The sequence below is a fragment of the Microbacterium sp. LMI13-1-1.1 genome (assembly GCF_040815625.1).
Taxonomy (GTDB): Bacteria; Actinomycetota; Actinomycetes; order Actinomycetales; family Microbacteriaceae; genus Microbacterium; species Microbacterium forte.
This window is the reverse complement of the sequence record NZ_JBFPNL010000005.1, coordinates 552503-576354: the sequence shown is the minus strand read 5'-3', so window position 1 is coordinate 576354 and position 23852 is coordinate 552503. Positions and strand designations below refer to the sequence as shown.

Genomic DNA, 23852 nt, shown 5'->3' with positions numbered 1-23852 from the left:
TACGTATGCAACGGAAGGAAGGGCCATGCCCCTGCATCTCAAGACCGCGCCGACGAAGACGTTCGCGGACACCGCTCAGCAGGACGTCGCGGAGCGGGTGAGGGGAATCATCGGCGACATCCGCGAGAACGGCGACGTCGCCGTGCGTCGGTATGCCGAGCAGTTCGACAACTGGAGTCGCGACTCGTACCGACTCTCCGATGAGGAGATCACGGAGATCATCGGCACGCTCGATGCACAGGTGATCACCGACATCGAGTTCGTGCAGAGCCAGGTGCGCCGTTTCGCGCAGGCGCAGCGCGATTCACTGGTCGACATCGAGGTCGAGACCCTTCCAGGGGTGTTCCTCGGCCAGAAGCACGTGCCCGTGCAGGCTGCGGGGGCATACATCCCCGGAGGCAAGTACCCGCTGACGGCGTCCGCGCACATGACGATCATCACGGCCAAGGTGGCTGGGGTCCCTCGGGTCGTCGCGTGCACCCCGCCCATCCGCGGCGAGATACCCGCTGCGACCGTGGCCGCGATGAAGATGGCCGGCGCCGACGAGATCTACATCCTCGGAGGAGTCCAGGCCGTCGCCGCGATGGCCGTCGGCACCGACTCGATCGAGCCGGTGAACATGATCGCCGGGCCGGGCAACGCCTACGTCGCCGAGGCCAAGCGGCAGCTGTTCGGTGAAGTCGGCATCGACCTGTTCGCCGGCCCCACCGAGATCCTCATCGTCGCCGACGAGCACGCCGACCCGTTCTTCACCGCGGTCGACCTGCTGTCTCAGGCGGAGCACGGACCCGACTCGCCCGCCGTGCTCGTGACGACGTCGCAGGCGCTGGCCGAAGAGGTCATGGACTGGATCGAGAAGATCCTTCCCGGCATGCCCACGCGCGACTACGCGGGCCCGGCCTGGCGCGACTGGGGTCAGGTGATCGTCGCCGACGACCTCGACGAGGCCTATCGGATCGCCGACGACTTCGCCTTCGAGCACGTGCAGATCTTCACCCAGAACCCGCGCGAGGCTCTGACGAAGATGCACGATTACGGCGCGCTGTTCCTCGGCGAGAACACGTGCGTCTCCTACGGCGACAAGGTGATCGGCACCAACCACGTGCTGCCGACGCTCGGCGCTGCCCGGTACACGGGCGGGCTCTGGGTCGGCAAGTATCTGCGCACCGTGACGTACCAGGAAGTGCAGAACACCGAGTCGTCGGCCGAGCTCGGCGCCGTCTGCGGGCGCGCTGCCCGGGTCGAGCTGTTCGAGGGCCACGCCCGCTCGGGTGACGCCCGTGCCTGGCGTCATGCCGGCACGGAATTCGCCTGGATCGAAGAGAGCCACGCCGCGGTCGGCGCGGAGACGCGATGACCGACCTCTCCGGTCGCACGGCAGTGGTCACCGGCGGCGGCAGCGGACTCGGGGCGGCCATCGCCCGGTCGCTGCACGCCGCCGGTGCGCACGTCGTGGTGGTCGGGCGCGACGCCGCGAAGCTCGACCGCGTCGCGGCCGACCTCGGGTCACGGGCGCGGGGGATATCGTGCGACGTGTCCGACCCGGCATCCGTCGACGCGCTCCGCGAGCAGCTCGCCGGCACGGATGTCTCGATCCTGGTGAACAACGCCGGCATCCCCGGCCCCGTCGCGGCTCTCACCGACATCGACGTCGCCGACTGGGACGAGGTGTTCGCCGTGAACGTGCGCGGCACCTTCCTGCTCTGCAAGGCACTGCTGCCCGGAATGGTCGAGCGCGGCGACGGCGACGTCATCAACGTGGCATCCGTCTCTGGCAAGCGTCCGCTCGCGCATCGCACTCCCTACTGCGCCTCGAAGATGGCCGTGATCGGACTCACGTCGACGCTCGCGTTCGAGGTCGGCCCCGCCGGCGTGCGTGTGAACTCGCTCTCCCCCGGCCCGGTGCAGGGCCCACGGATGGAGCGCAACTTCCGCCTCGAGGCCGAGCGCTCGGGCACGAGCATCGACGATGCCGAGCAGGCGTTCGTGTCGCGTGCGGCTCTCGGCCGCATGGTGACGGAAGACGAGGTCGGCGCGGCGGTCATCGCGATGCTCGCGATGCCGGGCATGTGCGGCGCCGACATCGACCTCTCGGCCGGGATGGTGGCCTGATGCCGTCGCTGCGCGCCAGGGCACGGGCGGGCGAGAAGCTGATCGGCGCCCTGCTGCGGATGCCGTCGGAAGAGCTCGTCGAGATGCTCGCCGTCGCCGAGTTCGACTTCGTCCTGATCGACTGCGAGCACGGACCGGCCGACCTCGTCGCGCTGCGTCAGCACATCGCGCTCGCGCAGGTGCACGATGTGCCGGTCGTGGTGCGCGTCGGCGAGGGCGATCGGAATCAGATCCTGCGGGTGCTCGATCAGGGAGCCGAGGGCATCCTGGCTCCGCACCTCGACACGACTGCGGATGCCGAGGCGCTGGTCGCCGCGGCGATGTATCCCCCGGTCGGGTCGCGCGGGTTCGCGACGTACAGCCGCGCAGGGCGCTTCGGTCTCGTCGACCCCGCCGAGCACCGCGAGTGGTGGCTCGAGAACACTCTGGTGCTCGGCATGATCGAGTCGCCCCGCGGCGTCACGAACGTCGACGCGATCGTCACTGTGCCGCGCCTCGACGGCATCATGGTCGGTCCGGCCGATCTCGCGGCCAGCTCCGGCCCGGATGATCAGCCTGTGCCGCAGGCCATCGCCGCCGTGCACTCGGCCCTCGCACGCGCCGGTTCGCTGCGCATGGACATCGTCGGCACGCGGGATGCGGCAAGCGCGGCCTTCACCGCCGGCGCCGACCTCGTGGTCTACAACCTCGCCTCCTCCCTCATGGCGCATCTGCGCGGACTGGCGACGCCCGAGCGCTGAGCCCGCCGCCGCATCCCCACCCTCGGGCCTCGCGGCCCCATCCCCAACCTCGGGAGGAGAACTGCGCTTCGGGAGGAGAGATTCACGGATTCTCTCCTCCCGGGGCGCAGTCCTCCTCCCGAGAGGACGCCGCGCGACGGCGCCCGAGCGTCTGTCGGCTCAGATGCGGAGGTGCGAGCGCCACGACCGCACGAGTCCACCGAATTCCCGCGGCCTCTCGAGCGGCAGGAGGTGGCCGGCATCCAGAGACACGAGCCGTGCGTCCGGCATCGCCGACACGATCTCGGTGTGGAAGCGCGGCGGGCAGATGACGTCGTCGAGTCCTGAGACGACGAGCGTCGGCATGGTCAGTCCGCCGAGTCGCGACAGCAGATCGGTGCGTGTGAGCTGCATCCGCAGCTGAGCCCGCAGCCGCTCGACCCCGGTCTCCTCGCCCATGCGCAGCGTGCGCTCCACGAGGTCGGGACGATCTCGCACGACGTTCTCTCCGAGCAGAGGCTGGAGGATGCTGTCCTGCAGCGCACGCGGCTCAGCACCACCGTCGAGAGCATCCAGCCAGCTCGTCCAGCCGGAGCGCTGCGCATCGGTCGGCGCCTTGGCGTTGGTCGACACGAGGCAGAGCCCCGCGACACGCGTCGGGGCGGCGAGCGCTAGCGCCATGCCGACGATGCCGCCGAGCGAGTGCCCGACCACGATGAACGAATCGGGCAGCTCGTCGAGCAGCGCGTCGACCTGCTCCGCGACGGTGGGGCGATCCAGCACCGGCCGGATCGCCCCACCTGCTCCCCCTCCGAAACCGCCGTCCTCCCATAGATCGGCGGTGCAGTTCATGCCGGCCAGCAGCACGAGCGGCGGCACCGCGACCGGCATGTCAGCCCTTCACAGCGCCGTCGCTGAGACCGGCGACGAGATACTTCTGCGCGATGAACGCGATCACGAACACCGGGATCGTGAGCAGCATGGATGCCGCGCCCGCCTGTTGCAGCATCGGCAGGGTCTGCCCGAGCTGCGTCGCGATGAAGACCGGCACGGTCTTCGACGAGGTGTCGGTGAGCACGAGAGCCGTCAGGTACTCCTGGAACGCGAAGAGGAACACGAAGATGCCGGCCGTCAGGATACCGGGGCCCATCAGCGGGATCATGACCCGGCGCAGCATCCCGATCCTGGTGCAGCCGTCGATCATGGCGGCCTCGTCGAGCTCCTTCGGGATCTCGGCGAAGAAGTTGCGCAGCAGCCAGATCGTGAACGGCTGGTTGATCGCGACGAGGGCGATCGCCAACGCGAACGTCGTGTCGTAGATGCCGAGCGCCCTGCTGATGTCGTACATCGGCAGCACGACCGAGAAGCGCGGGAGCGCCCGGAAGATCAGGGCGAGCACCAGCAGCAGCGCCGAAACATAGCTCGGGAACCTCGAGAGCGCGTACGCCGCGGGGATGCCGATGACCAGCGCGAGCACGGTCGAGACGACGGCGACCACGAGGGTGTTGACGAGGTAGTCCGCGAAGTAGGTCGTCTCCCACAGGTTGACGAAGGCCTGCAGCGTGGGCTCGTAGTCCCAGAACACCGGCGGGTTCGAGAACGCGACGTCTGTGGGCTTCGTGACCGACAGCGCCATCCAGATGAACGGGCTGAGCATCACGATGCAGAGGATGCCGAGCAGCAGTCCGGTGACGACCGGGGGGCGGTTCGGTCCGCGCCGCTTGCGCTTCGATGCGCCGCTGGTGATGATCGCCCGGGTGGAGAGCTCGGAGTCGGAGAGCTCGGAGGTCGTGAGGCTCATCGTTCTGCCTTCGCTTCCTTGAAGATGCCCCGGATGAACGGGATCAGCATGATGAGGATGAGGACGATGGTGAGCACGTTGATCGCGCTGCCGAGGCCGAGGTTCTGTGCGCCGTCGGCGAAGGCGACCGAGTAGACGTAGAGCATGATCGACTCGTTGCCGATCGACTGCGCCTGCGGCGACAGGGGGATCAGGTTGTCGAACATCCTCAGGACGTCCATGATCGTGATCAGCGTCACGAACCCGAGCACCCCGCGAATGGTCGGGATGATCACGCTGATGTGGGTCTGGAAGGCGTTCGCTCCGTCGATCTTCGCGGCTTCCTTCAGTTCGTTCGGCACCCCCTGCAGCCCCGCCAGGATGATCAGCATCGCGAACGGGAGCATCGACCAGACAGTGTTCGCGATCACGAGGATCGCGTTGGGAACCTGGTCGGTGAACCAGAGCACCTGGGTGCCGCCCATCAACCCGATGAACCGGTTGACGACGCCGCCGAAGCTGTCGTCGAACAGCCACGAGAACGCCACAGCCCCCACGAGGTTGGGCAGCACATACGAGACGAGCAGGATGCCGAGCACCAGCGGACGGGACGTCGTGATCCTGTTGACGCCTGTCGCGATGATGTACCCGAACACGAGCAGGATCACGGTCGTGATGACCGTGACGATCACGGTGAAGGCGACCGCCCGGTGGAAGCGCGGATCAGTCAGCGCGTAGACGAAGTTGTCGAGCCCGACGAACGATCCGGGTGAGCCGTAGCGGACCTGCTCGAAGCTCCACTGCACCGTGCGCACCAGGGGGAGCACGAGGAGCGCCCCCATCACCAGCAGGCTCGGTGCGAAGAGCAACCAGAACTCGCGTGTCTTCATAAGCGTCCTCCCTTGGACGAGCTGTGGCCTGAACTCGCGCTCAGGCCACAGCCGCGGACCGGCGGTCCTGGATCAGCCGACGAAGGACTCGCCGGTTGCCTGCATCTGCGCCAGCCCGTCGTCGACGGAGACGTTGCCGTTGAGGATCTCGACGAGGATCGGGCGGATCTCGTTCGTCAGGTCGGCCAGCACCGGCGACACGATCGGCGGCATCGCCGAGGCGATCGAGTCGTTGGCGGCGGCGCCGTACGGCGAGTTCTCTTCGGTGACCATCCCCTCGCGGGCCGGGTAGGCCGCCGGAACGGATGCCGTCGACGCGTCTTCGCTGACGGCCGAGGCCATCATCTGGAAGAGCATGTCGTGGTCGAGCTTCGTGTTGAACGGAATCGACCATCCGTCGATCGACAGGCGGTTGTAGGAGTAGTCGGCGTCAGTCGTGAGCTTGGGCGCCCCCGCGAAGCCGAACGAGTCGGAGAGCTTCGAGTTCTCCGGCAGCGTCAGGTCGATCATCCGGCCCGAGAACATGATCGACATGGCCGCAGTGCCGTTGAACATCTGCTGCTGCACCTTGGGCTGGTCGAAGGTCGTGACCTGCGGATCCATGTACGGCTTGAGCGCGAGCATCGCCTCGACGGCTTGCTTGGCCTCGGGGCCGTCGAGCGTCACGTCGCCGTCGGCGTTCACGAAGTCGGCGCCGAGCGAGTTCATCGCGGCCTGGAATCCGGTGGAGACGTCGCTCGTCGCGAGCCACGGCAGCGCGATCGGGTAGTCCATGAGCCCCTCGGCCTGGATCGCCTCGGCGGCGGAGATCATCTCGTCGAAGGTGGTCGGCACCTCGAGCCCCAGGTCGTCGAAGACATCCGTGCGGTATGCCATGACGAACATCTGCGCCTGCATCGGGATGGCGTAGATGTCGCCGTCGTACGACATGCCCTCCACCATCGACTCGCTGATCTCGCCCAGACCGTAGTCGTCGGCATACTTGTCCCAGAGGTCGTTCAGCGGAACGAGCTTCTTCTCTTCGGCAAAGCCCGGGATGACGAATCCGTAGGTTTCGAGGATGTCGTAGGTGCCCGAGTCGCCGGCGAGCGTCGCCGTGGTCTTGGTCACCTGCCCGCCGAAGTCGATCGGGTCGTGCTTCAGCGTCACGTCGTCGTTCGAACAGCTCGACACCATGGTGTCGGTGAACGGGTCGATCGCCGAGGAGTTGTAGGCGAGGACGTTGACCGTGGTCTTGCCCTCCGGAGCCGTGTAGTCACACGACACCGTTGTCGAGTTCGCGTTGTCGGTGCGGGTCCCGGCGCCGCAGCTGGAGAGGGCGATCATGCCCACCGCTGCGAGGGCGAGTACCGGCAGTGCCCGATGCTTGATATGTCCCATGACGCTGATGGTATACGTATGCAACGGACTTAGGGAAGCCTATATTCCAGGAATTCTTGAGGATTGAATACGTATACTGCCGAAACCCGCGGCATGGTGGGCGCGGAGGGGTCTGGGCATGCCCGCAGCTGCCGACTACCCCCGTGGACGACGCTTCTCGAGCACTCCGGCAAGCAGCACCGCGACCACCGCCGCGGCCGGCGCCACGATCAAACCCGCACGCAGGCTCTCGGTGTCGGCGATGAAGCCGACGAACGGCGGCGACAGCAGGAAACCGATGCGCAGCAACCACGACACGATCGTGAGACCGGCTCCCGGGCGCAGACCCGGCAGCTCATCGGCCGCATGCATGGCCGCGGGGATGAGCGTCGCGATGCCGAAGCCGACGGCGGCGAATCCGGCGATCGTTCCGGGCACGCTCGGGAAGATGAGCGCGAGGGCCATTCCCCCTGCGGCGATCAGGCCCCCGACTCGGGCGACGGCGCGCTGGCCGAAGCGGTCGGTCATGCCGTCGCCCAGCATCCGTCCGATGAACTGCGCGCCCACCAGAGCGATGAATCCGAGGGGCGCGACCGCGGCAGCGGCGCCGAGCGAGTCGCTGAGGTACAGGGTGGCCCACGAGTTGCCGGCGTCCTCGGCGATCGCGCCGGCCATCGCGATGAGCGTGAGCGCGATGAGGATCATCACGGTCCGCGGGCTCACACCGCGGCGCACCGCGGTCTGCAGTTCGACCGGTTCGGCGGTCGCCTCGGCATCCGCTTCTTCATCACGGCCGGGGAGGCAGAACCAGAGCGCCGTGAAGGCCACGGCCGCGAACACCGCAGTCGAGATGCCCAGGTGCACGCCGAGAGGCAGCTGCAGGGCGATCGCCGCCGCGGCCATGCCTCCACCCAGCACCGCGCCGATCGACCAGATGGCGTGGAACGAGTTGATGATCGAACGGCCGTAGCGCCGCTGCACTCGCAGACCGTGCGCATTCTGCGCGACGTCGGTGATCGCATCGAACGCTCCGCCGAGCAGCAGGGCGACCGCGAACAGGATGCCGGACGGTGCGAGGGCTGCCGCGAGCAGCCCGAGGCCGGTGCCGATCGTGCCGATCACTGCGATTCGCGCCGAACCGAAGCGGCGGATCAGCACGGCGGCGAACAGTCCGGCGGCGATGGCTCCGGCGGGGAAGGCGGCGATCGCGAGTCCGTAGCCGGCATTGTCGAGGTCGAGGGCGGCCTTGATCTCGGGGTAGCGAGGCAGGATGTTGGCGAACAGCGCACCGTTCGTGAGGAACAGCGCCGAGACGGCGATCCGCGCACGTCGGGTCGCCTGGTCCGCGACGGGGCGTCGAATCGATTCGATCGAGGTCATGGCAACGACGGTACACGCCTCAGCCCGTCGCCGAAAATCGCCCTTTCCGACGCGGGTGTCGCCTGCCTGAGATCAGCCCAGCAGCGGTTCGACCTGGGCAGACCCCTCGGCGGTCGCCGACGCCGCGGCGATCGCGGCCTTCGCGTCATCGAGGCGATCGAACTGGCCGATGAAATCGGACTGCGCCCCGAATGCGCGGAAGCCCTCGCGCGGCGTCCCGGTGATCGAACCGAGGAACTGACGTCGGTCATTGCCGACGTGGAAGCCGGGGTCGACCTCCACCCACAGTCCTCGGGGCCGGGATGCCGAGCGCACCCGTGCGCTGGTCACAGCCTTGGCGGCGTTCCTGATGCGTGCGGACATGGTTCACGCACTCATCGCATGCAGGGTGCGCGAGCCGTCGACCACCCGGGCGAACTCGTCACGGGTCAGATCGAGGCCTCCCGCGGAGCTCGCGGCGTTCATCATCGCCACCACCAGCGAACGATCGACATCCGCCTCCTGCGTCATCGAGAAGCGCAGCGGAATCGATGCGTGCACCCAGATCGTCTCTGCGACGCCGTCGCCCATCGCGAGCGTGAGCGGGAAGGACTCGTTTCGCCGCAGCTTCGTCACGATCACGAGCCGCAGGTGCGTCATCAACCGATCGTCGAGCTCGATCGGCGTTGCTGTGTTGCCGTACGTCAGACGTCCCATGATCTCTCCCTCAGACGAACATTACGTCGAGAAATAGATTACTAGGTTACCTAGCTAAATCACAGTCCGACCTAGGGGAGGTCGCCGATCTCCTCGGCCAGGCGTCGCAGGAACCGGGTGATCGCATCGGTCTGCTCCGGGGTGAACTCGCTGGCGAGCGACTCGATGCGCTGCGTCAGCTCATCGGCCTGCGCGTTGAGATCGCGGAGGGACGGGCGCAGCACCTTGGAGCGGGCATCGGCAGGGTGCGGCCCCACGACGATCTGACCGCGCTCTTGAAGTCGACGCAGCAGGCTCGTGATCGCCGCCGTGCTGACGTTCAGGTGAGCGGCGAGGCCGCCCGGCGTGGCGGGGGCGTCGTCAGGGGCGTCGAGGATGTACCTCATCGCCTCCCTGTCGGTGTCGTTCGGTGCGCGCACGGCGGCGAGGCGTCGCCCGAACTGGGCCTCGGCCCTGCGAAGTTCGTCGACACGCGCGACGAGTTCGGTCGCCCGCGTCGTCGTCTCAGTCCTGCTGCTCATGCGTCACCCCCTGACCCTTCCATGGTACTCGACAAACAGGTAACCAGGTTGACTAGCGAAATCCAATGCGACCAGCCACTCTGATGAAGTGAGATGATGGGATTCTGGGAAAGGGGCCTCATGGTCGAGCGATTCGCACTCGAGGATGCCGGGTACATCATGTACGCCGACATGATCGACCGTCTGCGCGCGGACTTTCCCTCCGTGCCTGCGTGGCGGATCGATCAGATCGTCACCGCCGAACACGACGCGATCACCGGCGGGATACTCCGGATCGTGCCGGCCGAGGTCGAGTCCGGCGCGGCCGAGATGCTCGCACGCGAGGCGGAACCCCGTGGAAGTGAAGAAAGCCTGAGCGATGATGGCGAGGTGGCGTGATGGAGCGCTCTGAGGAGTTCAGCCGTTCCGGCTACTGGTATCCCGAGGCCGACAGCGCCAGCACCGTCGACGTCCTGAACCTGCTGCGTCGCTACCGCGCGGCCGAGACCGCGATGCGGGAACGCACCCGCATCTCGATGAAGATGAACGAGACCGACCTCGTCGCCCTGCGTTTCCTGCTGCGCGAGCAGCGGGCCGGCCGCATCGTGCGAGCCATCGACATCGCCCGCATGCTCGACATCTCCACCGCATCGACGACGACGCTCATCGACCGCCTCGAGAAGGGCGGGCACGCGAGGCGAGAGCCGCACCCGACCGATCGACGTGCCGGAATCGTGGTGCCGACGGTCAGCAGCGACGACGAGGTTCGCGAGACCCTCGGTGCGATGCACAGGCGGATGCTGGCACTGGTCGACGAGATGAGCGACAAGGAGCGCGCCGTGGTCACGCGGTTCCTCGCCGGCATGACCTCGGCCATCGAAGAGGCGTCCGATCTCGACCAGGAACTGCGCGAGGTCATCCGCTCGCATGAGGAATCCGAGTCCTCCGGCGAGTGATCGCCGAGAGCCGGCCGACGATCGGCCGGCCCCCCGACGCTCCGATCAGGCCCTGTCGACGTCGCCCTTCGGCTGAGCGTTCGCCTCTCCCTCGGCATCCGCTGCGACCGCCACCCGCTCGGGGAAGAGCTCATCGAGATCGAGATCGGGATTCTCCTCTTGCGTCTCGACCAGCTCGACGGCCTCCTCGATCGTCTGCACGCTCGGCATCGCGCCGGGCAGCGGTCGGCGCGCCGACTCCTTGAGCACGATCACGGCGATGAAGCCGGCGACCGATGTGCCGATCACGTAGAAGGCCGGTGCCAGCGACGAGCCGGTGAGCTGCACGAGCGCCTCCATCACCACGGGCGCGGTGCCTGCGAAGAGCGCGACGGCGAGGTTGTACGAGATGCCCATACCGCCGTAGCGCGACGACGTGGGGAAGAGCGCGGGCAGCGACGACGCGAGGTTCGCCACGTAGAAGGTCACCGGGAAGGCCAGCAGCACGAGCCCGAGCAGCGTCGACCAGATCTCGCCGTGCATCATGAACAGGAACGACGGCACCGCGAGCACGATCGCCGAGATCGAGCCGATGAACAGCACCCTCTTGCGCCCGATGCGGTCGGACAGCTTGCCGGTGAGCGGAATGCAGAGCGCCATCGCCACGAGCACGGGCAGGGTGAGCAGAGTGCCGTGCACCTCGTCGTAGCCCAGAGTGCCGGTGAGGTAGGTCGGCATGTACGACGTGAGCGCGTACCCGACGGTGTTGGCGGCGGCCACGAGCACGAACGCCGTGAGCAGCTCGCGCCAGTACGCGCGGATCAGCGCGATGACGCCCTTCGGCGCATCCGGCGAGGCCTGAGCGTCGTCAGCCGCGCGCTTCGCCGCGTCCTGCGCCTCCTGGAACGCCGGGGTGTCCTCGATCTTGAGACGGAAGTAGATCGCGATGAGTCCGAGCGGCAGCGCGACGAGGAACGGGATGCGCCAGGCGAAGCCCTGCATCGTCTCCGCCGAGAGCGTCAGCTGCAGGATCGACACGAACGCGGCACCGATCGCGAAGCCCATGTACGACCCGAGATCGAGCAGCGACGCATAGAAGCCGCGACTCTTGTCGGGTGCGTACTCGGTGATGAACGTCGTGGCACCGGCATACTCTCCACCGGTCGAGAAGCCCTGTGCGAGCTTGAGCACGATGAGCAGGATCGGCGCCCAGATGCCGATCACCGAGAAGTCGGGCAGCACGCCGATGAGGAACGTCGCCGCCGCCATCATGATCAGCGTGAAGGCCAGCACGCGCTGGCGGCCGAGACGATCACCGAGCTGGCCGAGCACGACGCCGCCGAGCGGACGGGCGACGAAGGTCACGGCGAACACGCCGAGTGAGAACAGCGACTGCGCTCCGGCGGACGCATCCGGCAGGAACGCGCGTCCGATGATCACGGCGAGATAGCCGTAGACGCCGATGTCGTACCACTCCATGAGGTTGCCGACCACGGTGCCGGCGACGGCGCGGCGCAGCATCGGGCGGTCGACCACGGTGACATCGTCGACCGTGAGTCGTCGCGGTTCGTCCGTCACCGGCCGCAGGCGACGGATCAGTCGCTGCCACAGGCTCAGGGGGGTGCTCTTCAGGGGATCGGACATCGTGCCATCTTCCTTCTCTTGCGGCATCCGCGTCGTACGACAGGCCGCACACAAGGCGGGGAGGCGGCATACGCCGCCTCCCCGCCTTGTGTCACTGTTGTCAGTTGTTGAAAGCGTCCTTGACGTTCTCGCCAGCCTGCTTGACGTTGGCCTTCGCCTGGTCGGCGCGGCCCTCCGCCTCGAGCTTCTCGTTGTCGGTCACCTTGCCTACGGCTTCCTTCGCCTTGCCGGCGAGGTCCTGCGCGGTGTTCTTGATCTTGTCATCGAGTCCCATGGGGGCTCCTTTCTCTTACCAGCGGTGGTCTGCGGTCGGGGTGCTGTGATGTCGTCTCACAGGGGGATGTCGAGCGCGGAGGCCGCCAGCGGCAGGGTTGCCGCGGCGATGACCGCGATGAGGCCGGCGACTCCGGCGGACTTCCAGAGGGGCGGTCGCGCAGGGGCCACCGGGACGCGTCGGATCCCCGTCGAACGGCCGACGGCCGCGCGGGCCGAGAGCGGAGCGACGTCGACGGAGTCGATCGGAACGAGACGGCGCGATCGGAGATCGCGGCGTGTGCGGTACTGCGCTGCTGTCGACATGATTCCCCTTCCTCGGTGAAAAGATTACTAGATGAACTAGTGATTCGCCAGCCTAGTGAAAACTTCAGGATTCGCGCCTACGCTCGAGTCATGACCGAGCTCACGCAGCCCACCGGGCACGAAGAGGCCCTGCGCGCCCTCCCCCGCGACGACGGATCGGCACCTCGCGCGCTGGTGCTCGGCGCCACCGGATACATCGGCGGGCGGCTGACCCCGCGACTGCTGAACGCCGGATACCGGGTGCGCGCACTGGCCCGTGACGCCGCGCGTGCGGCATCCTTCCCCTGGGGTCCCGACTGCGAGATCGTCGAGGGATCGGCCGACGACGCCGAAGCCGTCGCCGAGGCCATGAAGGATGTCGACGTGGTCTACTACCTGATCCACTCGATGACCGCGGGCAAGGGGTTCGAAGAGAGCGACGAACGAGCGGCCACCACGGTGGCGGATGCCGCGGCCAAGGCCGGAGTGCGTCGGATCGTCTACCTCGGCGGACTGCACCCCGAGGATGCCAAGCTGTCGCCGCACCTGCGATCCCGCGTGCGCGTGGGCGAGATCTTCCTCGAGTCGGGCGTGCCCACGCTCGTGCTGCAGGCGGGCGTCGTGATCGGCTCGGGGTCTGCATCGTTCGAGATGATCCGCCACCTCACCGATGTGCTGCCCTACATGCCGGCGCCGAAGTGGGTGCGCAACCGCATCCAGCCGATCGCCGTGCGCGACGTGCTGCACTACCTGTTGGGCGCTGCCCGCGTCGACGACGACGTGAACCGCGCGGTCGACATCGGCGGACCCGACGTGCTGCGATACGGCCAGATGATGAACGGATACGCGCTCGAAGCCGGACTCCGTCAGCGTGCGATCGCCGCACTGCCGGTGCTGACCCCCGGTCTCGCGTCGCACTGGGTCAATCTCGTGACTCCGGTTCCGCGGTCGATCGCCCGCCCGCTCGTCGCGTCGTTGCAGAACGAGTGCATCGTGAAGGACCACGCGATCGACGACCTCATTCCGCAGCCGGACGGCGGGCTGACCCCGTATCGCACGGCGGTCTCGCTCGCGCTGGGTCGCGACGCCGCGGACACCATCGAGACGAGCTGGAAGGATGCCGAGGTCTCGGGCGCCCCGAGCGATCCGCTGCCGAGCGACCCCGACTGGGCCGGTCGCACGGTGTTCACCGACACGCGCAAGCTGCGCACCGACGCACCGGTCGACGGCCTGTGGCGCGTGATCATCGGCATCGGCGGCTCGAACGGCTGGTACTCGTCGAAGTTCCTGTGGGCCGTGCGCGGGTGGATGGACCGCCTCGTCGGCGGCGTGGGCCTTCGCCGTGGACGCCGCAGCAAGGCCGAGGCGCGGGTCGGCGACGCCATCGACTTCTGGCGCGTCGAGGCCGTCGAAGAGCCCGGCCGCAAGACCGACTCCTCCCCCGCGAGCGGCGGACTGCTGCGCCTGCGCGCCGAGATGAAGGTTCCTGGCGATGCGTGGCTCGAGCTGCGCGCGCTGCCCGACGGCGACGGGTCGCGCTACGAGCAGCGCGCCGTGTTCTTCCCCCGAGGGCTCGCCGGCCGGCTGTACTGGCTCGGCGTGCTGCCGTTCCACGGCTTCATCTTCGCGGGCATGGCGGCGAAGATCACCGCCGCCGCCGCGGTGCCGGTCGAGACGATCGCTCCGGGTGCGCCGGGTGCTGCGGATGCGCCGGGTGCGCCAGAGAGAGATCCGGCGACGGCCTGACCGCTCGCAGACTCGGCCTGTCTTCGCGGGCATGAGGCGTCGATTGCGCCTCCGGCATCCGGTTCGTGGTCGATTCCGCATCCGGCAGGCGGTGCGTGGTCAATTTCGCATCCGGCATCCGGTGCGTGGTCAATTTCGCATCGCAAACCGCTGATTCGGATGCTTTATTGACCACGCACAGAAGTGATGGGGCTCCAGAGGCCGGCGTGAGGGGTCAGGAGGGGCGCTCGGCGAGGCCGGAAGGGTCGGCACCGGCATCCGCACCAGGGCCAGCACCGGCATCCGCACCCGCATCCGCGCCGGCACCCGCATCCGCCTCCGAAGAGGTGCCTGCGTCGGCGGGGATGATGTCGATCGCCTCGGTGGCCGTCGCGTAGACCTCGGCCAGGCTGTCGTCGACGTCGGCCTCGTCGATCCAGGCGAGGTCGTCTCCCGAGTGGTCGTACTCGACCGGCACGAGGGCGAAGTCGTCGCCGTACTCCTCGAGACCGGCCATGACGCTGTGGCGCACGGCCATGCGGGCATAGCGCTCGCGCAGGATCATCGGGTCGCGGCGCAGGTCTTTCATGAACGCGACCATCATGAACGCCATGATCACCGCGAACGGCAGAGCGGCGATGATCGTGACGTTCTGCAGCGACTTCAGACCGCTGCCCTCTTCGCCGGTGACGAGCAGCACGGCGGCGATCACGCCGACCAGGACTCCCCACACCACGGCGACCCAGCGAGACGGCTCGGGGCGGCCCTGCTGCGAGAGCGTGCCCATCACGAGTGAGGCCGAATCGGCTCCGGTGATGAAGAAGATCGAGATGAGCAGGATCAGGACGATGCTGGTGATCAGCGGGAACGGCAGGTTCTCGAGCACGCCGAAGAGCACTTCCTCCGGCGGATCGTCCGAGAGGTTCGCGCCGTTCATCTGCTGCTGGATCGCCGTCGTGCCGAAGATCGCGAACCAGACGAGCGAGATCACGGCGGGCACGACGATGACGACCGAGACGAACTGGCGCAGCGTGCGGCCGCGCGAGATCTTGGCGATGAACATGCCGACGAACGGCGACCACGAGATCCACCACGCCCAGTAGAAGATCGTCCAGCTCGACAGGAACATCTGCGCCTCATCGCCCTGCGATGCCGAGCGGGCGACCATCTCGGGCAGGTCGCCGAGGAACTGCACGGCGACGGAGGGGATGACGTTGAGGATGAGCAGCGTCGGACCGACGAAGAATACGAAGAAGGCGAGCAGCAGCGCGACGACCGCGTTGATGTTGGAGAGCGCGCGGATGCCCTTTGAAACGCCCGAGACGGCAGATGCGATGAAGCAGGCCGTGAGCACGGCGATCGCGGCGATGAGCACGCCGTTGCCGAGCTCGCCGATGCCGCTGACGATCTCGACGCCGTGGCCGATCTGCAGTGCGCCGAGGCCGAGTGATGCGGCGGTGCCGAACAGCGTGACGATGATCGAGAAGATGTCGATCGTGCGGCCGAGCGGGCCCGTGGTGCGGCCCTCACCCAGCAGCGGGGCGAAGATCGACGAGATCAGCGGGGTGCGGCCGCGGCGGAACGCGCCGTAGGCGATCGCGCCACCGACGAGCGCGTAGAACGCCCACGCCTGCGGACCCCAGTGGTAGAGCACCTGGGCCTGCGCGGTGTGCATGGCCTCGAGAGTGTCGGCCTCGACGGTGCCGGGCGGCGGGTTCTCGAAGAAGGTGAGCGGCTCGGCGGCTCCCCAGAAGACGAGGCCGATGCCCATGCCGGCGGCGAAGAGCATCGAGATCCACGAGAACATCGAGAACTCGGGCTCTTCGTCGTCACGGCCGAGGGGGATGCGTCCGTAGCGGCTGAAGCCGATGAACAGCATGAACACGAGGATGACCGTGGCGATCGTTGTGAAGAAGAAGCCGAAGTACTCGACGACCCATGCGAGCACGGTGGACGTCGTGCCCGAGAGGTTGTCGCCCGCGAAGACTCCCCATGCGATGAAGGCGACGGTCAGCGCGACGGCGATGCCGAAGACGAGCGGATCGGTGCGATAGGTGCGCCCGGTCTCTTCGACCGAGACCCCTGGCACGAGCGCGGGGTGCACGCCGCGCGGCGGCACGGCCGCGATGTCGCGGACGATCTTCTGGGCGGCTTCTGTGGCCTTCGCAGCCTGTCGGACTGCGGCGGTGTTGGTCTTCGGAGCGTCGGTCCGTGAGGTGGGGGTGTCGTCCGGAGTGTCCATGGGAACCAATTCTCCCATGCCGGCATTCTGCGGCCGGGGTCGGCCCGTCAGCGCGGCTGGCGGCGACCGCCGAAGACCGAGTGCAGCAGCGGCAGTGCCGAGACGCAGATGAGCGTGATGCCGAGCGGCGGGATCGAGGGCACCAGCAGCGCGCCGCCGACGAGCATCGCGGCGAAGAGCACCCCCGAGCCGATGCGGCGCGCGATGCCTTCGAGTCGGTCGAGGCGGCGTTCGAGGGCCGAGGTGTCGAACGTGACGTTGCCGTCGTCGACGCGGGTGATGATCGCGTCGATGCGCTTGGGCAGGCGGTATGTGACGGCGGCGGTCTCCATGGCCTGCTGCGCCATGTCCTGCATGAGGTTGCCCGATTCGTCGCGCAGCAGCCGTGCGGCGTAGGGCTCGGCGGCATCCCACACGTTGAACGAGGGGTCGAGGCTCGAGCACATGCCCGAGGTCAGCGACACGGCGCGGATCAGCAGCAGCATGTTCTCGGGCAGCTGCAGCGGCAGCGAGCGCACCATGTCGCCGAACTCATCGGCGAAGTCCGTGAACTCACGGGGGTCGACCTTGCTCAGCTCGGCGAAGCCCATGCCGCCGAAGCGGGCGAACAGCGCACGGAGCGCCCGTTCGAGCTCGGCGGTGTCGGCCGACGGCAGCAGCACGCCGATCTCCTGCGCCGCGGTGACGAGCCCGCGGCTGTCGCGACCGGCGACCGCGATCAGCAGCGTGCGCAGGCCGTCGCGAAGGTTGTCCGGCACCTCGGCCATCATGCCGAAGTCGATGAAGGTCAGGCGGAAGTTCCTGCCGGTGGCGGATGCCGGCTCCGGCGTCACGAAGATGTTGCCGGGGTGCGGGTCGGCGTGCACGAAGCTGTGCGTGAACACCTGATCGAACATGACCTCCGCGAACACGTCGGCGACCTCCGACGGATCGATGCCCGCCGCACGCAGAGCATCGGTGTCGTTGATCTTGATCGCCGTGACGTCGGACAGCGTGAGCACGCGACGTGTCGACCGCTCCCAGACGATCTCGGGGGCGTCGACGCGAGCATCCCCGGCGAAGTTCTCCCGGAACCGCTCGGCGCTCGCGGCCTCGTGCAGGTAGTCGATCTCCTCGAGGCTGGTCTGGGCGAACTCCTCGACGAGGCCTGGGGCGTCGACGCGGTCGCTGACGAGCCTGACGCGCATCGCCCAGCGAGCGACGCGGCGCAGCGCCGCGAGGTCGACCGCGACGATCTCGTCGATGCCCGGACGCTGCACCTTGACGACGACGTTCGCGAGTCCGGTGTCGACGGCATCCTGCGCCGACAGGCGGGCTCGGTGCGCCTGTCCCAGGGATGCGGCAGCAACCGGTGTCTCGTCGAACCAGGCATACGCCTGCTCCAGCGGCATCCCGAGTTCGGCCTCGGCGGCCGCGCGGATGCCGGTGAACGGCACCGCCGGAACCTCGTCCTGCAGGCCCTCGAGCTCTTTCGTGATCTCAGGGGGCAGCACGTCGAGGCGCGACGACATGAACTGCCCGACCTTGATCATGAGCCCGCCGAGCTCGACCGCGAGCACGTGGAACCGCTTCGCGAAGCGCTGCATGCGCGGGGCGCGGGTGCGCTCGGCGATCGAGCTCATGCCGAAGCGCGGCAGCACGAGCTCGAACCACCAGACCTTGATGAACTCGCGCGCCGCGAACGACAGGATGCGGCGGTACCGGGCACGATGGGCGCCCTGCGCCGCAGCATCCGTCATGTGTCGTCCCTGGGTCGTGTGCGATCAGTCCTGAGCGAGGATCGAGTACAGCCTACGGCGGGCCTCATCGAGGATCTCGACCGCCTGCTGCACCTGCTCGGTGCTGCCGCTGCGACCGACCGCTGCGGCGGCGGCCGCGAGGTCGACACCGGCCTTCGGCAGTGCGCTGTAGCGGGGGTTGTCGTGCGAGCCCTCGCCCTTCGACTGCGACTCCCACGGGGCAGGGGTCTCGGTGTGCTCGGCGGCGACGGCACGGCCGGCCTCGGTGAGCGAGTAGGTCTTGCGACCGTTCTGCTCATCGGCCTCGATGAGGCCCTCGTCGGCGAGCAGCTGCAGCGTGGGGTAGACCGAGCCTGCGCTGGGCTTCCACGAACCGCCGCTGCGATCGGCGATCTCGTTGATGATCTGGTAGCCGTGCATCGGCTTCTCGGCGAGCAGCGACAGCACCGCGGTGCGGACGTCTCCCTTCGCCATGCGCGAGCCGCCGCTGGGGCGCTGCTCGAACGTCTTGCGGAGCTGGTCCATGGCATCGAAGATCGCGGATGCGGGTCCGCCGGGGCCCGAGCCGAAGCCGGATCCGCCGAACGGGTTCGAGGGGAATGCGTTGTTCATGATGACCTCCCGGAAGTGGTGAGCGATAGTCAACGATATATCGTTAAGGCTGAGTGTCGGGTGGGAATCCGGCATCGTGAGAAACTCCGGCGGATGTGCGCAGCTCACACCCAGGGGCGCTGACGCGCACTGCACGCACGGGCTCCTGAAAGCAAGCCCCCTGCGCTCCACAGCCGACGATGTTTCACTGATGTCGATGTCGAATTCTGCTGCCGTTTCCCCTGCGTCCACTTCCATCCGGGTGAGCGTGGTCGTCCCTGTGTTCCGACCGGGAGCGGCATTCGACGAGCTCATCGACTCCCTCGACCGACAGACGCTCGACCACGACCGGTTCGAGGTGCTGCTGTGCGACGACGGCTCGGGCGAGGAGACGGCCGCGCGATTGGTCGAGATCGCGCGCGATCGCGACTACGTGCGCGTGGCGTACCTTGCGCATTCGGGGTGGCCGGGGACCCCGCGCAACCACGGCATCGACGACGCACGCGGCACGTACATCCAGTTCGTCGATCAGGACGACTGGCTCTATGACGGCGCCCTCGAAGCCCTCTGCGACTATGCCGACCAGCACTCCTCCGATGTCGTGGTGGGCAAGGAGGTCGGCATCGGTCGCCGGCTGCCGAGCCGCATCTTCCGGAAGGACGTGCCCCGGGCGCGCCTCGGCGAGGATCCGCTGCTCGAGATGCTGACGCCGCACAAGATGTTCCGCACCTCGTTCCTGCGCGAGAACCGCATCCGCTTCCCCGACGGCAAGGTGCGGCTCGAGGATCACCTGTTCGTGATGCGGGCATACTTCGAGGCGTCGACGATCTCGATCCTCGCGAGCCAGCCCTGCTACGCGTGGGTCAAGCATGCGGGCAGCGCGAGCTCGTCGCGCATCGAGCCGGAGACGTACTTCCCTCATCTCGAGGCCGTGCTCGACCTGGTCGAGCGCTACACCGAGCCCGGGCGACTGCGCGACAGGCTGCTGCGTCACTGGTTCCGCGGAAAGATCCTGAAGCGGCTGACCGGCAAGAAGTTCCTCGGCTACCCGGATGAGTATCGCGACCGTCTGATCGACGTGGTCGGGCCGCTCGCGAAGCGCCGATTCGGACCGGGCGTCGACGGTGGCCTGTCGTTCCCGAACCGCATCCGGGCAGGGCTGCTGCGCGCCGATCGGCGGGCCGACTTGGTGAGCTTCGCACGGTTCGAGATGGAGATGAAATGCCGCGCGGTCGTGACGTCGGCCCGGTGGTCGCGGGGTGGCGGCCTGTATCTGACGTTCGACGTCTCGGTCACCCGCGATGGACAGGAAGCCCTCGTGTTCGAACACGGCACGGGGCGTCTGACCTCGTTGCCGGTGTCGATGGACGGCCTGCCGACCGCTCTGCTCGAAGCAGGGCGCGAGCTGCAGAACGATCACGTCGAGCTGGTGCTGCGCGACAAGGCTGCAGGGGTCGAGCGTCGCATCGCCTCCGTGCATCCGCGCAGCCTCGGTGCGATCTCGGTCGCGATCGATCCGCTGAAGGTGTTCGGGCCTGCCGACGAGTCACGCGGCGCGAAGCTGTTCGTGACGGTCAGGCGGGCGGGGTGGACGTTCGACGTGCCCCTCACCGCGGATGCCGAGACCCTCGCGGACGCGGGGCACTCGCCGCTGCTCGCGGGTCGCACGTGCACGCCGGTCGTCGGGCGCGGCGGTTCTGTCGAGCTGCGCCGGCAATGGCCCGGAGGGCGCCTCAAGGACCTGGCCGGCCGTGCGGTGCGCCGCGTGCGGAGCGGGTCGCGCAAGAAGTGACGGTCAGCGCGGGAGCGTGAGGATCTCGGCTCCGGTCTCGGTGATCGCGATCGTGTGCTCGGTGTGGGCCGTGCGGCAGCCGGTGGCGCTGCGGAGGGTCCAGCCGTCGGCGTCGGTCACCAGCACGTCGGTGTCGGCCATGACCCACGGTTCGAGCGCGAGCAGCAGACCAGGGCGCAGCGTGTAGCCACGACCGGGGCGCCCAGCGTTCGCGACGTGCGGGTCCTGGTGCATCGTCGAGCCGATGCCATGGCCCCCGAACTCGAGGTTGATCGGGTAGCCGGCATCGCTGAGCACCGAGCCGATCGCGTGCGAGAGGTCGCCGATGCGGGCGCCCGGGCGGGCGACGGCGATGGCCGCGGCGAGCGCCCGTTCGGTCGCGTCGATCATCGCCAGATCGGCGGATGCGGCGTCGTCGGAGGGTCCGTCACTGTCGCCGACCACGAAGCTGATGGCGGCATCCGCCGAGATCCCGTGCAGAGTGACCGCGAGATCGAGGGTGAGCAGGTCGCCGTCCGCGAGCGCGTAGTCGTGCGGCATCCCGTGCAGCACCGCGTCGTTCACCGCGGTGCAGACGTAGTGTCCGAAGGGCCCGCGGCCGAACGACGGGGCGTAGTCGACGTAGCAGGACACTGCGCCGGCATCCTCGATCATCTGCTTCGTCCAGCGGTCGAGATCGAGCAGGTTCACGCCGACCGTCGTGCGCTGCTTCAGCGACTGCAGGATGCTGCCGACGAGCGCGCCGGCATCCCTCGCCCGGGCGAGCTGGTCGTCGTTGAGGATCTCGATCATTGTGGCCTCCGCATTCGGCGTCGTGGTCATTCCAATAACTATCCCGGTAATACTATCCCGGTATTAGAATGGGCACATGATGGTTCGCATGCCACTGACTCCCGCCGAGGTCGAACGCGGAGAGCGTCTCGGCGCCCTGCTGCGGCGAGCGCGCGGCGAGCGGTCGATGCTGAGCGTCGCCCTCGACGCGGGTGTCTCCCCCGAGACTCTGCGCAAGATCGAGTCGGGTCGGGTCGCGACTCCCGCCTTCTCGACCATCGCGGCGATCGCCGGTGTGCTGCACCTCTCACTCGATTCGGTCTGGGCCGAGATCGAGCCGCCGGTGCACGCGATCGGTCACGCGCAGGTCGCGTCCTGAGATGGCGCATGCGCTGATCACGGGCAGCTCGCGAGGCATCGGTCGCGCGGTCGCTCAGGCGTTCGCCCGCCGAGGCGACCGTGTCGTCGTGCACTACGGCCGCGATCGGGATGCCGCAGAGCAGACCCTCGCATCGCTCGAGGGATCGGGTCACGCGGTCATCGGCGGCGACCTCGGGGATCCGGTCGAGGCGCAGCGCGTGGCCGAGGAGGCCGTCGCCGCCCTGGGTTCGCTCGACATCCTCGTGAACAACGCCGCGGTCGCGCCGAGCGTTGCCAACGCGCATCGCGTCGACTCGGCGTCGTATGCCGAGTGGCAGGCCGCCTGGTCTGCGATGGTGTCGGTCAACCTGCTCGGGGCGTCGAACGTGACGATGCTCGTCGCGCAGCACATGATCGAGCGCGGATCCGGCGGGGCGATCGTCAACGTCGGGTCGCGTGGAGCGTTCCGCGGTGAAGCCGACCACCCCGCATACGCCGCGACGAAGGCGGGGCTGCAGGCGTTCGGCCAGTCGATGGCCCTCGTTCTCGCCCCGCATGGCATCTCGGTGACCTCCGTCGCTCCCGGCATGGTGGCGACCGAGCGACAGTCGGCGAAGCTCGAGAGCGAGCAGGGCGACAGCATCCGCGGGCAGAGCCCGTTCGGTCGCGTCGGCACCCCCGAAGAGGTGGCGGATGCCGTCGCCTACCTCACGTCTTCCTCGGCGGTGTGGGCTTCGGGCACCGTGCTCGACCTCAACGGGGCGTCGTACTTCCGCTGAGCTCGCCGCTCTCTCCTAGCGAGAACTGTCGTGGACGCGTCGAATCGCCGTCTCCGTCGCCGCCGACCCGTGAACCTGGGTGGTCACCTCGAGCGCGAGACGTCTCTGAGCGGCTCGGTCGGGTGCATCCGTCGCGACCGCAGCCTCGTACTCCTCGATCTCCGGTCGACTGAGGAATGTGAAGATCTTGAGACGCGCGATCACGTCGGAGTCATCCGTATCGAGCCAGAACCGATAGAACGAATACGGGCTGCACATGTCAGCGTCCAACCAGATCGCATTGCCCTCGCTCTTGCCGAACTTCGTGCCATCGCTGTTCGTGATCAGCGGTGTGCCGAAGGCGTGCACCGACTTCCCCTCGACCCGACGGATGAGAGCCGTGCCGCTCATGAGGTTGCCCCATTGGTCCGCACCACCGGTCTGCAGGACGCACCCGAGCTGCCGATGGAGCTCGAGGAAGTCCAGACCCTGCAGGATCTGATAGCTGAACTCCGTGTAGCTGATTCCCTCGGCGGATGCCAGGCGAGAACTCACTGCGTCCTTCTTCACCATCGTCCCCACGCGATAGTGCGTGCCGATCTCACGAAGGTAGTCGAGCGCAGACAGCGGGGCTGTCCAGGCGAGGTTGTCAACGATGCGGGCGGAGTTGTCGCCCTCGAAACTCAGGTAGCGCTCAAGCTGCGATTTCAGCTTGTCCACCCACTCCGCCACCGTCGCCCGAGAGTGCAGAGTGCGCTCAGCCGTCGGGCGAGGATCTCCGATGAGCCCCGTAGAACCGCCGACCAGTCCCACAGGTCGGTGTCCAGCGAGCTGTAGCCGCCGCATCGTGAGCAGCTGCACGAGGTGCCCGAGATGCAAGCTCGGCGCCGTCGGATCGAACCCGCAGTAGTACACGACCGGCGGCCCCGCGAGCAGAGCCCTCAGTTCCTCCCGATCGGTGGACACCTGGATCAGACCTCGCCAGACCAGCTCATCCCAGACGTTCTCGGGCTCACGCCCCTCACCCGCCATCGATTCAGCACTGCCTCTCTTGTTCACGCGACGGTCACCCCGAGCGATGGAGCCCCGACACGACCTCGACTCGCCCGTCCTGCATCGGACACAGAGACGACCCCAGGGGGTAGCTCATCACCGACGAGGAAGACGGTGGGCGGCTGCTGCAGGAGTTGCTCGAGCACCTCGAGCACATTGGCCCGGGTTACCTTCATCAGAGACTCACCGACTGTCCAGGGATCTTCCCAGGCGCCGTCGGTACAGGCGCGTCGAAGCAGAAACAAGAG

The 23852-nt window shown here is 67.8% G+C and carries 24 protein-coding genes and 1 pseudogene; 9 read left to right on the top strand and 16 right to left on the bottom strand.

Annotation, left to right across the window (positions count from 1 at the left end; genetic code table 11):
- Positions 1 to 25 precede the first annotated feature (25 nt).
- The 3 genes from hisD to MRBLMI13_RS09695 are packed head-to-tail and all read left to right on the top strand — an operon-like array spanning position 26 to position 2852.
- Positions 26 to 1357, top strand: a complete 1332-nt coding sequence (gene hisD / locus MRBLMI13_RS09705; RefSeq protein WP_042537258.1) for a histidinol dehydrogenase — start codon at positions 26 to 28, stop codon at positions 1355 to 1357.
- Positions 1354 to 2112 carry an SDR family NAD(P)-dependent oxidoreductase gene (locus MRBLMI13_RS09700; protein ID WP_367822140.1) on the top strand — a complete coding sequence of 253 codons (759 nt, stop codon included), beginning with the start codon at positions 1354 to 1356 and terminating at the stop codon, positions 2110 to 2112. Before hisD ends, MRBLMI13_RS09700 begins: the two co-directional genes overlap by 4 nt.
- A complete protein-coding gene (locus MRBLMI13_RS09695; protein WP_367822138.1) occupies positions 2112 to 2852 on the top strand; it encodes an HpcH/HpaI aldolase family protein in 741 nt (246 codons plus the stop codon). Before MRBLMI13_RS09700 ends, MRBLMI13_RS09695 begins: the two co-directional genes overlap by 1 nt.
- A gap of 159 nt (positions 2853 to 3011) precedes the next feature.
- Here MRBLMI13_RS09695 and MRBLMI13_RS09690 read toward each other — a convergent pair whose 3' ends face one another.
- The 8 genes from MRBLMI13_RS09690 to MRBLMI13_RS09655 all read right to left on the bottom strand — a co-directional run bounded on the left by MRBLMI13_RS09690 (position 3012) and on the right by MRBLMI13_RS09655 (position 9457).
- Positions 3012 to 3722, bottom strand: coding sequence for an alpha/beta fold hydrolase (locus MRBLMI13_RS09690; protein WP_367822136.1), 711 nt, complete (start codon positions 3720 to 3722; stop codon positions 3012 to 3014).
- Between the two features lies 1 nt (position 3723).
- The gene (locus tag MRBLMI13_RS09685; RefSeq protein WP_367822134.1) at positions 3724 to 4632 is read right to left on the bottom strand and encodes a carbohydrate ABC transporter permease; all 909 of its coding nucleotides are present in this window, start codon (positions 4630 to 4632) and stop codon (positions 3724 to 3726) included.
- A complete protein-coding gene (locus MRBLMI13_RS09680) occupies positions 4629 to 5501 on the bottom strand; it encodes a carbohydrate ABC transporter permease (RefSeq protein ID WP_042537267.1) in 873 nt (290 codons plus the stop codon). The genes MRBLMI13_RS09685 and MRBLMI13_RS09680 overlap by 4 nt, the downstream gene beginning before the upstream one ends.
- A 72-nt stretch (positions 5502 to 5573) precedes the next feature.
- Positions 5574 to 6881 carry an ABC transporter substrate-binding protein gene (locus tag MRBLMI13_RS09675; protein ID WP_042537269.1) on the bottom strand — a complete coding sequence of 436 codons (1308 nt, stop codon included), beginning with the start codon at positions 6879 to 6881 and terminating at the stop codon, positions 5574 to 5576.
- Positions 6882 to 7016: 135 nt separating this feature from the next.
- Positions 7017 to 8240: an MFS transporter gene (locus tag MRBLMI13_RS09670; RefSeq protein ID WP_042537272.1), complete on the bottom strand. Its 1224-nt coding sequence runs from the start codon at positions 8238 to 8240 to the stop codon at positions 7017 to 7019.
- 72 nt (positions 8241 to 8312) lie between these two features.
- Positions 8313 to 8603 carry a hypothetical protein gene (locus tag MRBLMI13_RS09665; protein ID WP_079112045.1) on the bottom strand — a complete coding sequence of 97 codons (291 nt, stop codon included), beginning with the start codon at positions 8601 to 8603 and terminating at the stop codon, positions 8313 to 8315.
- Between the two features lie 3 nt (positions 8604 to 8606).
- Entirely contained in the window at positions 8607 to 8936 is a 330-nt protein-coding gene (locus tag MRBLMI13_RS09660) for a hypothetical protein (protein ID WP_042537276.1), read from the bottom strand.
- Between the two features lie 71 nt (positions 8937 to 9007).
- Complete coding sequence (locus tag MRBLMI13_RS09655; protein WP_367822130.1) at positions 9008 to 9457, bottom strand: MarR family winged helix-turn-helix transcriptional regulator; 450 nt, start codon at positions 9455 to 9457, stop codon at positions 9008 to 9010.
- Between the two features lie 120 nt (positions 9458 to 9577).
- On the opposite strand from MRBLMI13_RS09655, the gene MRBLMI13_RS09650 reads away from it, so the two are divergent.
- The gene (locus MRBLMI13_RS09650; protein WP_042537280.1) at positions 9578 to 9835 is read left to right on the top strand and encodes a hypothetical protein; all 258 of its coding nucleotides are present in this window, start codon (positions 9578 to 9580) and stop codon (positions 9833 to 9835) included.
- Entirely contained in the window at positions 9835 to 10392 is a 558-nt protein-coding gene (locus MRBLMI13_RS09645) for a MarR family winged helix-turn-helix transcriptional regulator (protein WP_056375338.1), read from the top strand. The genes MRBLMI13_RS09650 and MRBLMI13_RS09645 overlap by 1 nt, the downstream gene beginning before the upstream one ends.
- Before the next feature lie 45 nt (positions 10393 to 10437).
- Here MRBLMI13_RS09645 and MRBLMI13_RS09640 read toward each other — a convergent pair whose 3' ends face one another.
- The 3 genes from MRBLMI13_RS09640 to MRBLMI13_RS09630 all read right to left on the bottom strand — a co-directional run bounded on the left by MRBLMI13_RS09640 (position 10438) and on the right by MRBLMI13_RS09630 (position 12594).
- Positions 10438 to 12015 (bottom strand): MFS transporter, encoded by a 1578-nt coding sequence (locus tag MRBLMI13_RS09640; RefSeq protein ID WP_367822127.1) that lies wholly within the window; start codon positions 12013 to 12015, stop codon positions 10438 to 10440.
- A 100-nt stretch (positions 12016 to 12115) separates the two neighbouring features.
- Complete coding sequence (locus tag MRBLMI13_RS09635; protein ID WP_079112043.1) at positions 12116 to 12289, bottom strand: CsbD family protein; 174 nt, start codon at positions 12287 to 12289, stop codon at positions 12116 to 12118.
- 56 nt (positions 12290 to 12345) lie between these two features.
- Positions 12346 to 12594, bottom strand: coding sequence for a hypothetical protein (locus tag MRBLMI13_RS09630; RefSeq protein WP_309693057.1), 249 nt, complete (start codon positions 12592 to 12594; stop codon positions 12346 to 12348).
- A 90-nt stretch (positions 12595 to 12684) separates the two neighbouring features.
- Between MRBLMI13_RS09630 and MRBLMI13_RS09625 the strand changes: the two genes are divergently transcribed.
- Positions 12685 to 14319: an SDR family oxidoreductase gene (locus MRBLMI13_RS09625; protein WP_367822124.1), complete on the top strand. Its 1635-nt coding sequence runs from the start codon at positions 12685 to 12687 to the stop codon at positions 14317 to 14319.
- Positions 14320 to 14533: 214 nt separating this feature from the next.
- Here MRBLMI13_RS09625 and MRBLMI13_RS09620 read toward each other — a convergent pair whose 3' ends face one another.
- The 3 genes from MRBLMI13_RS09620 to MRBLMI13_RS09610 are packed head-to-tail and all read right to left on the bottom strand — an operon-like array spanning position 14534 to position 18891.
- A complete protein-coding gene (locus tag MRBLMI13_RS09620; protein ID WP_367825002.1) occupies positions 14534 to 16558 on the bottom strand; it encodes a BCCT family transporter in 2025 nt (674 codons plus the stop codon).
- 29 nt (positions 16559 to 16587) lie between these two features.
- A complete protein-coding gene (locus MRBLMI13_RS09615) occupies positions 16588 to 18279 on the bottom strand; it encodes an ABC1 kinase family protein (protein WP_079112039.1) in 1692 nt (563 codons plus the stop codon).
- 24 nt (positions 18280 to 18303) lie between these two features.
- A complete protein-coding gene (locus tag MRBLMI13_RS09610; RefSeq protein WP_042540719.1) occupies positions 18304 to 18891 on the bottom strand; it encodes a PadR family transcriptional regulator in 588 nt (195 codons plus the stop codon).
- A 241-nt stretch (positions 18892 to 19132) separates the two neighbouring features.
- Between MRBLMI13_RS09610 and MRBLMI13_RS09605 the strand changes: the two genes are divergently transcribed.
- A complete protein-coding gene (locus MRBLMI13_RS09605) occupies positions 19133 to 20662 on the top strand; it encodes a glycosyltransferase family 2 protein (RefSeq protein ID WP_367822119.1) in 1530 nt (509 codons plus the stop codon).
- Between the two features lie 3 nt (positions 20663 to 20665).
- Here the strand turns inward: MRBLMI13_RS09605 and map are convergent, their stop codons facing one another.
- Positions 20666 to 21454 carry a type I methionyl aminopeptidase gene (gene map / locus MRBLMI13_RS09600; protein ID WP_367823094.1) on the bottom strand — a complete coding sequence of 263 codons (789 nt, stop codon included), beginning with the start codon at positions 21452 to 21454 and terminating at the stop codon, positions 20666 to 20668.
- A 79-nt stretch (positions 21455 to 21533) separates the two neighbouring features.
- Between map and MRBLMI13_RS09595 the strand changes: the two genes are divergently transcribed.
- Positions 21534 to 21812, top strand: coding sequence for a helix-turn-helix domain-containing protein (locus tag MRBLMI13_RS09595; protein ID WP_367823092.1), 279 nt, complete (start codon positions 21534 to 21536; stop codon positions 21810 to 21812).
- Position 21813: 1 nt separating this feature from the next.
- Entirely contained in the window at positions 21814 to 22572 is a 759-nt protein-coding gene (locus tag MRBLMI13_RS09590; protein ID WP_367822117.1) for an SDR family NAD(P)-dependent oxidoreductase, read from the top strand.
- A 42-nt stretch (positions 22573 to 22614) separates the two neighbouring features.
- Here the strand turns inward: MRBLMI13_RS09590 and tyrS are convergent.
- A pseudogene (gene tyrS / locus MRBLMI13_RS09585) lies at positions 22615 to 23583 on the bottom strand (tyrosine--tRNA ligase); the annotation flags it as partial.
- Positions 23584 to 23852: the final 269 nt, after the last annotated feature.

Bases quoted from the DNA above. Each gene is read 5' to 3' on its own strand.
- MRBLMI13_RS09690 (WP_367822136.1), bottom strand. From the start codon at position 3,722: ATGCCGGTCGCGGTGCCGCCGCTCGTGCTGCTGGCCGGCATGAACTGC.
- MRBLMI13_RS09695 (WP_367822138.1), top strand. From the start codon at position 2,112: ATGCCGTCGCTGCGCGCCAGGGCACGGGCGGGCGAGAAGCTGATCGGC.
- MRBLMI13_RS09625 (WP_367822124.1), top strand. From the start codon at position 12,685: ATGACCGAGCTCACGCAGCCCACCGGGCACGAAGAGGCCCTGCGCGCC.
- MRBLMI13_RS09640 (WP_367822127.1), bottom strand. From the start codon at position 12,015: ATGTCCGATCCCCTGAAGAGCACCCCCCTGAGCCTGTGGCAGCGACTG.
- MRBLMI13_RS09680 (WP_042537267.1), bottom strand. From the start codon at position 5,501: ATGAAGACACGCGAGTTCTGGTTGCTCTTCGCACCGAGCCTGCTGGTG.
- MRBLMI13_RS09645 (WP_056375338.1), top strand. From the start codon at position 9,835: ATGGAGCGCTCTGAGGAGTTCAGCCGTTCCGGCTACTGGTATCCCGAG.
- MRBLMI13_RS09665 (WP_079112045.1), bottom strand. From the start codon at position 8,603: ATGTCCGCACGCATCAGGAACGCCGCCAAGGCTGTGACCAGCGCACGG.
- MRBLMI13_RS09650 (WP_042537280.1), top strand. From the start codon at position 9,578: ATGGTCGAGCGATTCGCACTCGAGGATGCCGGGTACATCATGTACGCC.
- MRBLMI13_RS09685 (WP_367822134.1), bottom strand. From the start codon at position 4,632: ATGAGCCTCACGACCTCCGAGCTCTCCGACTCCGAGCTCTCCACCCGG.
- MRBLMI13_RS09610 (WP_042540719.1), bottom strand. From the start codon at position 18,891: ATGAACAACGCATTCCCCTCGAACCCGTTCGGCGGATCCGGCTTCGGC.
- MRBLMI13_RS09595 (WP_367823092.1), top strand. From the start codon at position 21,534: ATGGTTCGCATGCCACTGACTCCCGCCGAGGTCGAACGCGGAGAGCGT.
- hisD (WP_042537258.1), top strand. From the start codon at position 26: ATGCCCCTGCATCTCAAGACCGCGCCGACGAAGACGTTCGCGGACACC.
- MRBLMI13_RS09620 (WP_367825002.1), bottom strand. From the start codon at position 16,558: ATGGGAGAATTGGTTCCCATGGACACTCCGGACGACACCCCCACCTCA.
- MRBLMI13_RS09700 (WP_367822140.1), top strand. From the start codon at position 1,354: ATGACCGACCTCTCCGGTCGCACGGCAGTGGTCACCGGCGGCGGCAGC.
- MRBLMI13_RS09660 (WP_042537276.1), bottom strand. From the start codon at position 8,936: ATGGGACGTCTGACGTACGGCAACACAGCAACGCCGATCGAGCTCGAC.
- MRBLMI13_RS09670 (WP_042537272.1), bottom strand. From the start codon at position 8,240: ATGACCTCGATCGAATCGATTCGACGCCCCGTCGCGGACCAGGCGACC.
- MRBLMI13_RS09655 (WP_367822130.1), bottom strand. From the start codon at position 9,457: ATGAGCAGCAGGACTGAGACGACGACGCGGGCGACCGAACTCGTCGCG.
- MRBLMI13_RS09630 (WP_309693057.1), bottom strand. From the start codon at position 12,594: ATGTCGACAGCAGCGCAGTACCGCACACGCCGCGATCTCCGATCGCGC.
- map (WP_367823094.1), bottom strand. From the start codon at position 21,454: ATGATCGAGATCCTCAACGACGACCAGCTCGCCCGGGCGAGGGATGCC.
- MRBLMI13_RS09590 (WP_367822117.1), top strand. From the start codon at position 21,814: ATGGCGCATGCGCTGATCACGGGCAGCTCGCGAGGCATCGGTCGCGCG.
- MRBLMI13_RS09635 (WP_079112043.1), bottom strand. From the start codon at position 12,289: ATGGGACTCGATGACAAGATCAAGAACACCGCGCAGGACCTCGCCGGC.
- MRBLMI13_RS09675 (WP_042537269.1), bottom strand. From the start codon at position 6,881: ATGGGACATATCAAGCATCGGGCACTGCCGGTACTCGCCCTCGCAGCG.
- MRBLMI13_RS09615 (WP_079112039.1), bottom strand. From the start codon at position 18,279: ATGACGGATGCTGCGGCGCAGGGCGCCCATCGTGCCCGGTACCGCCGC.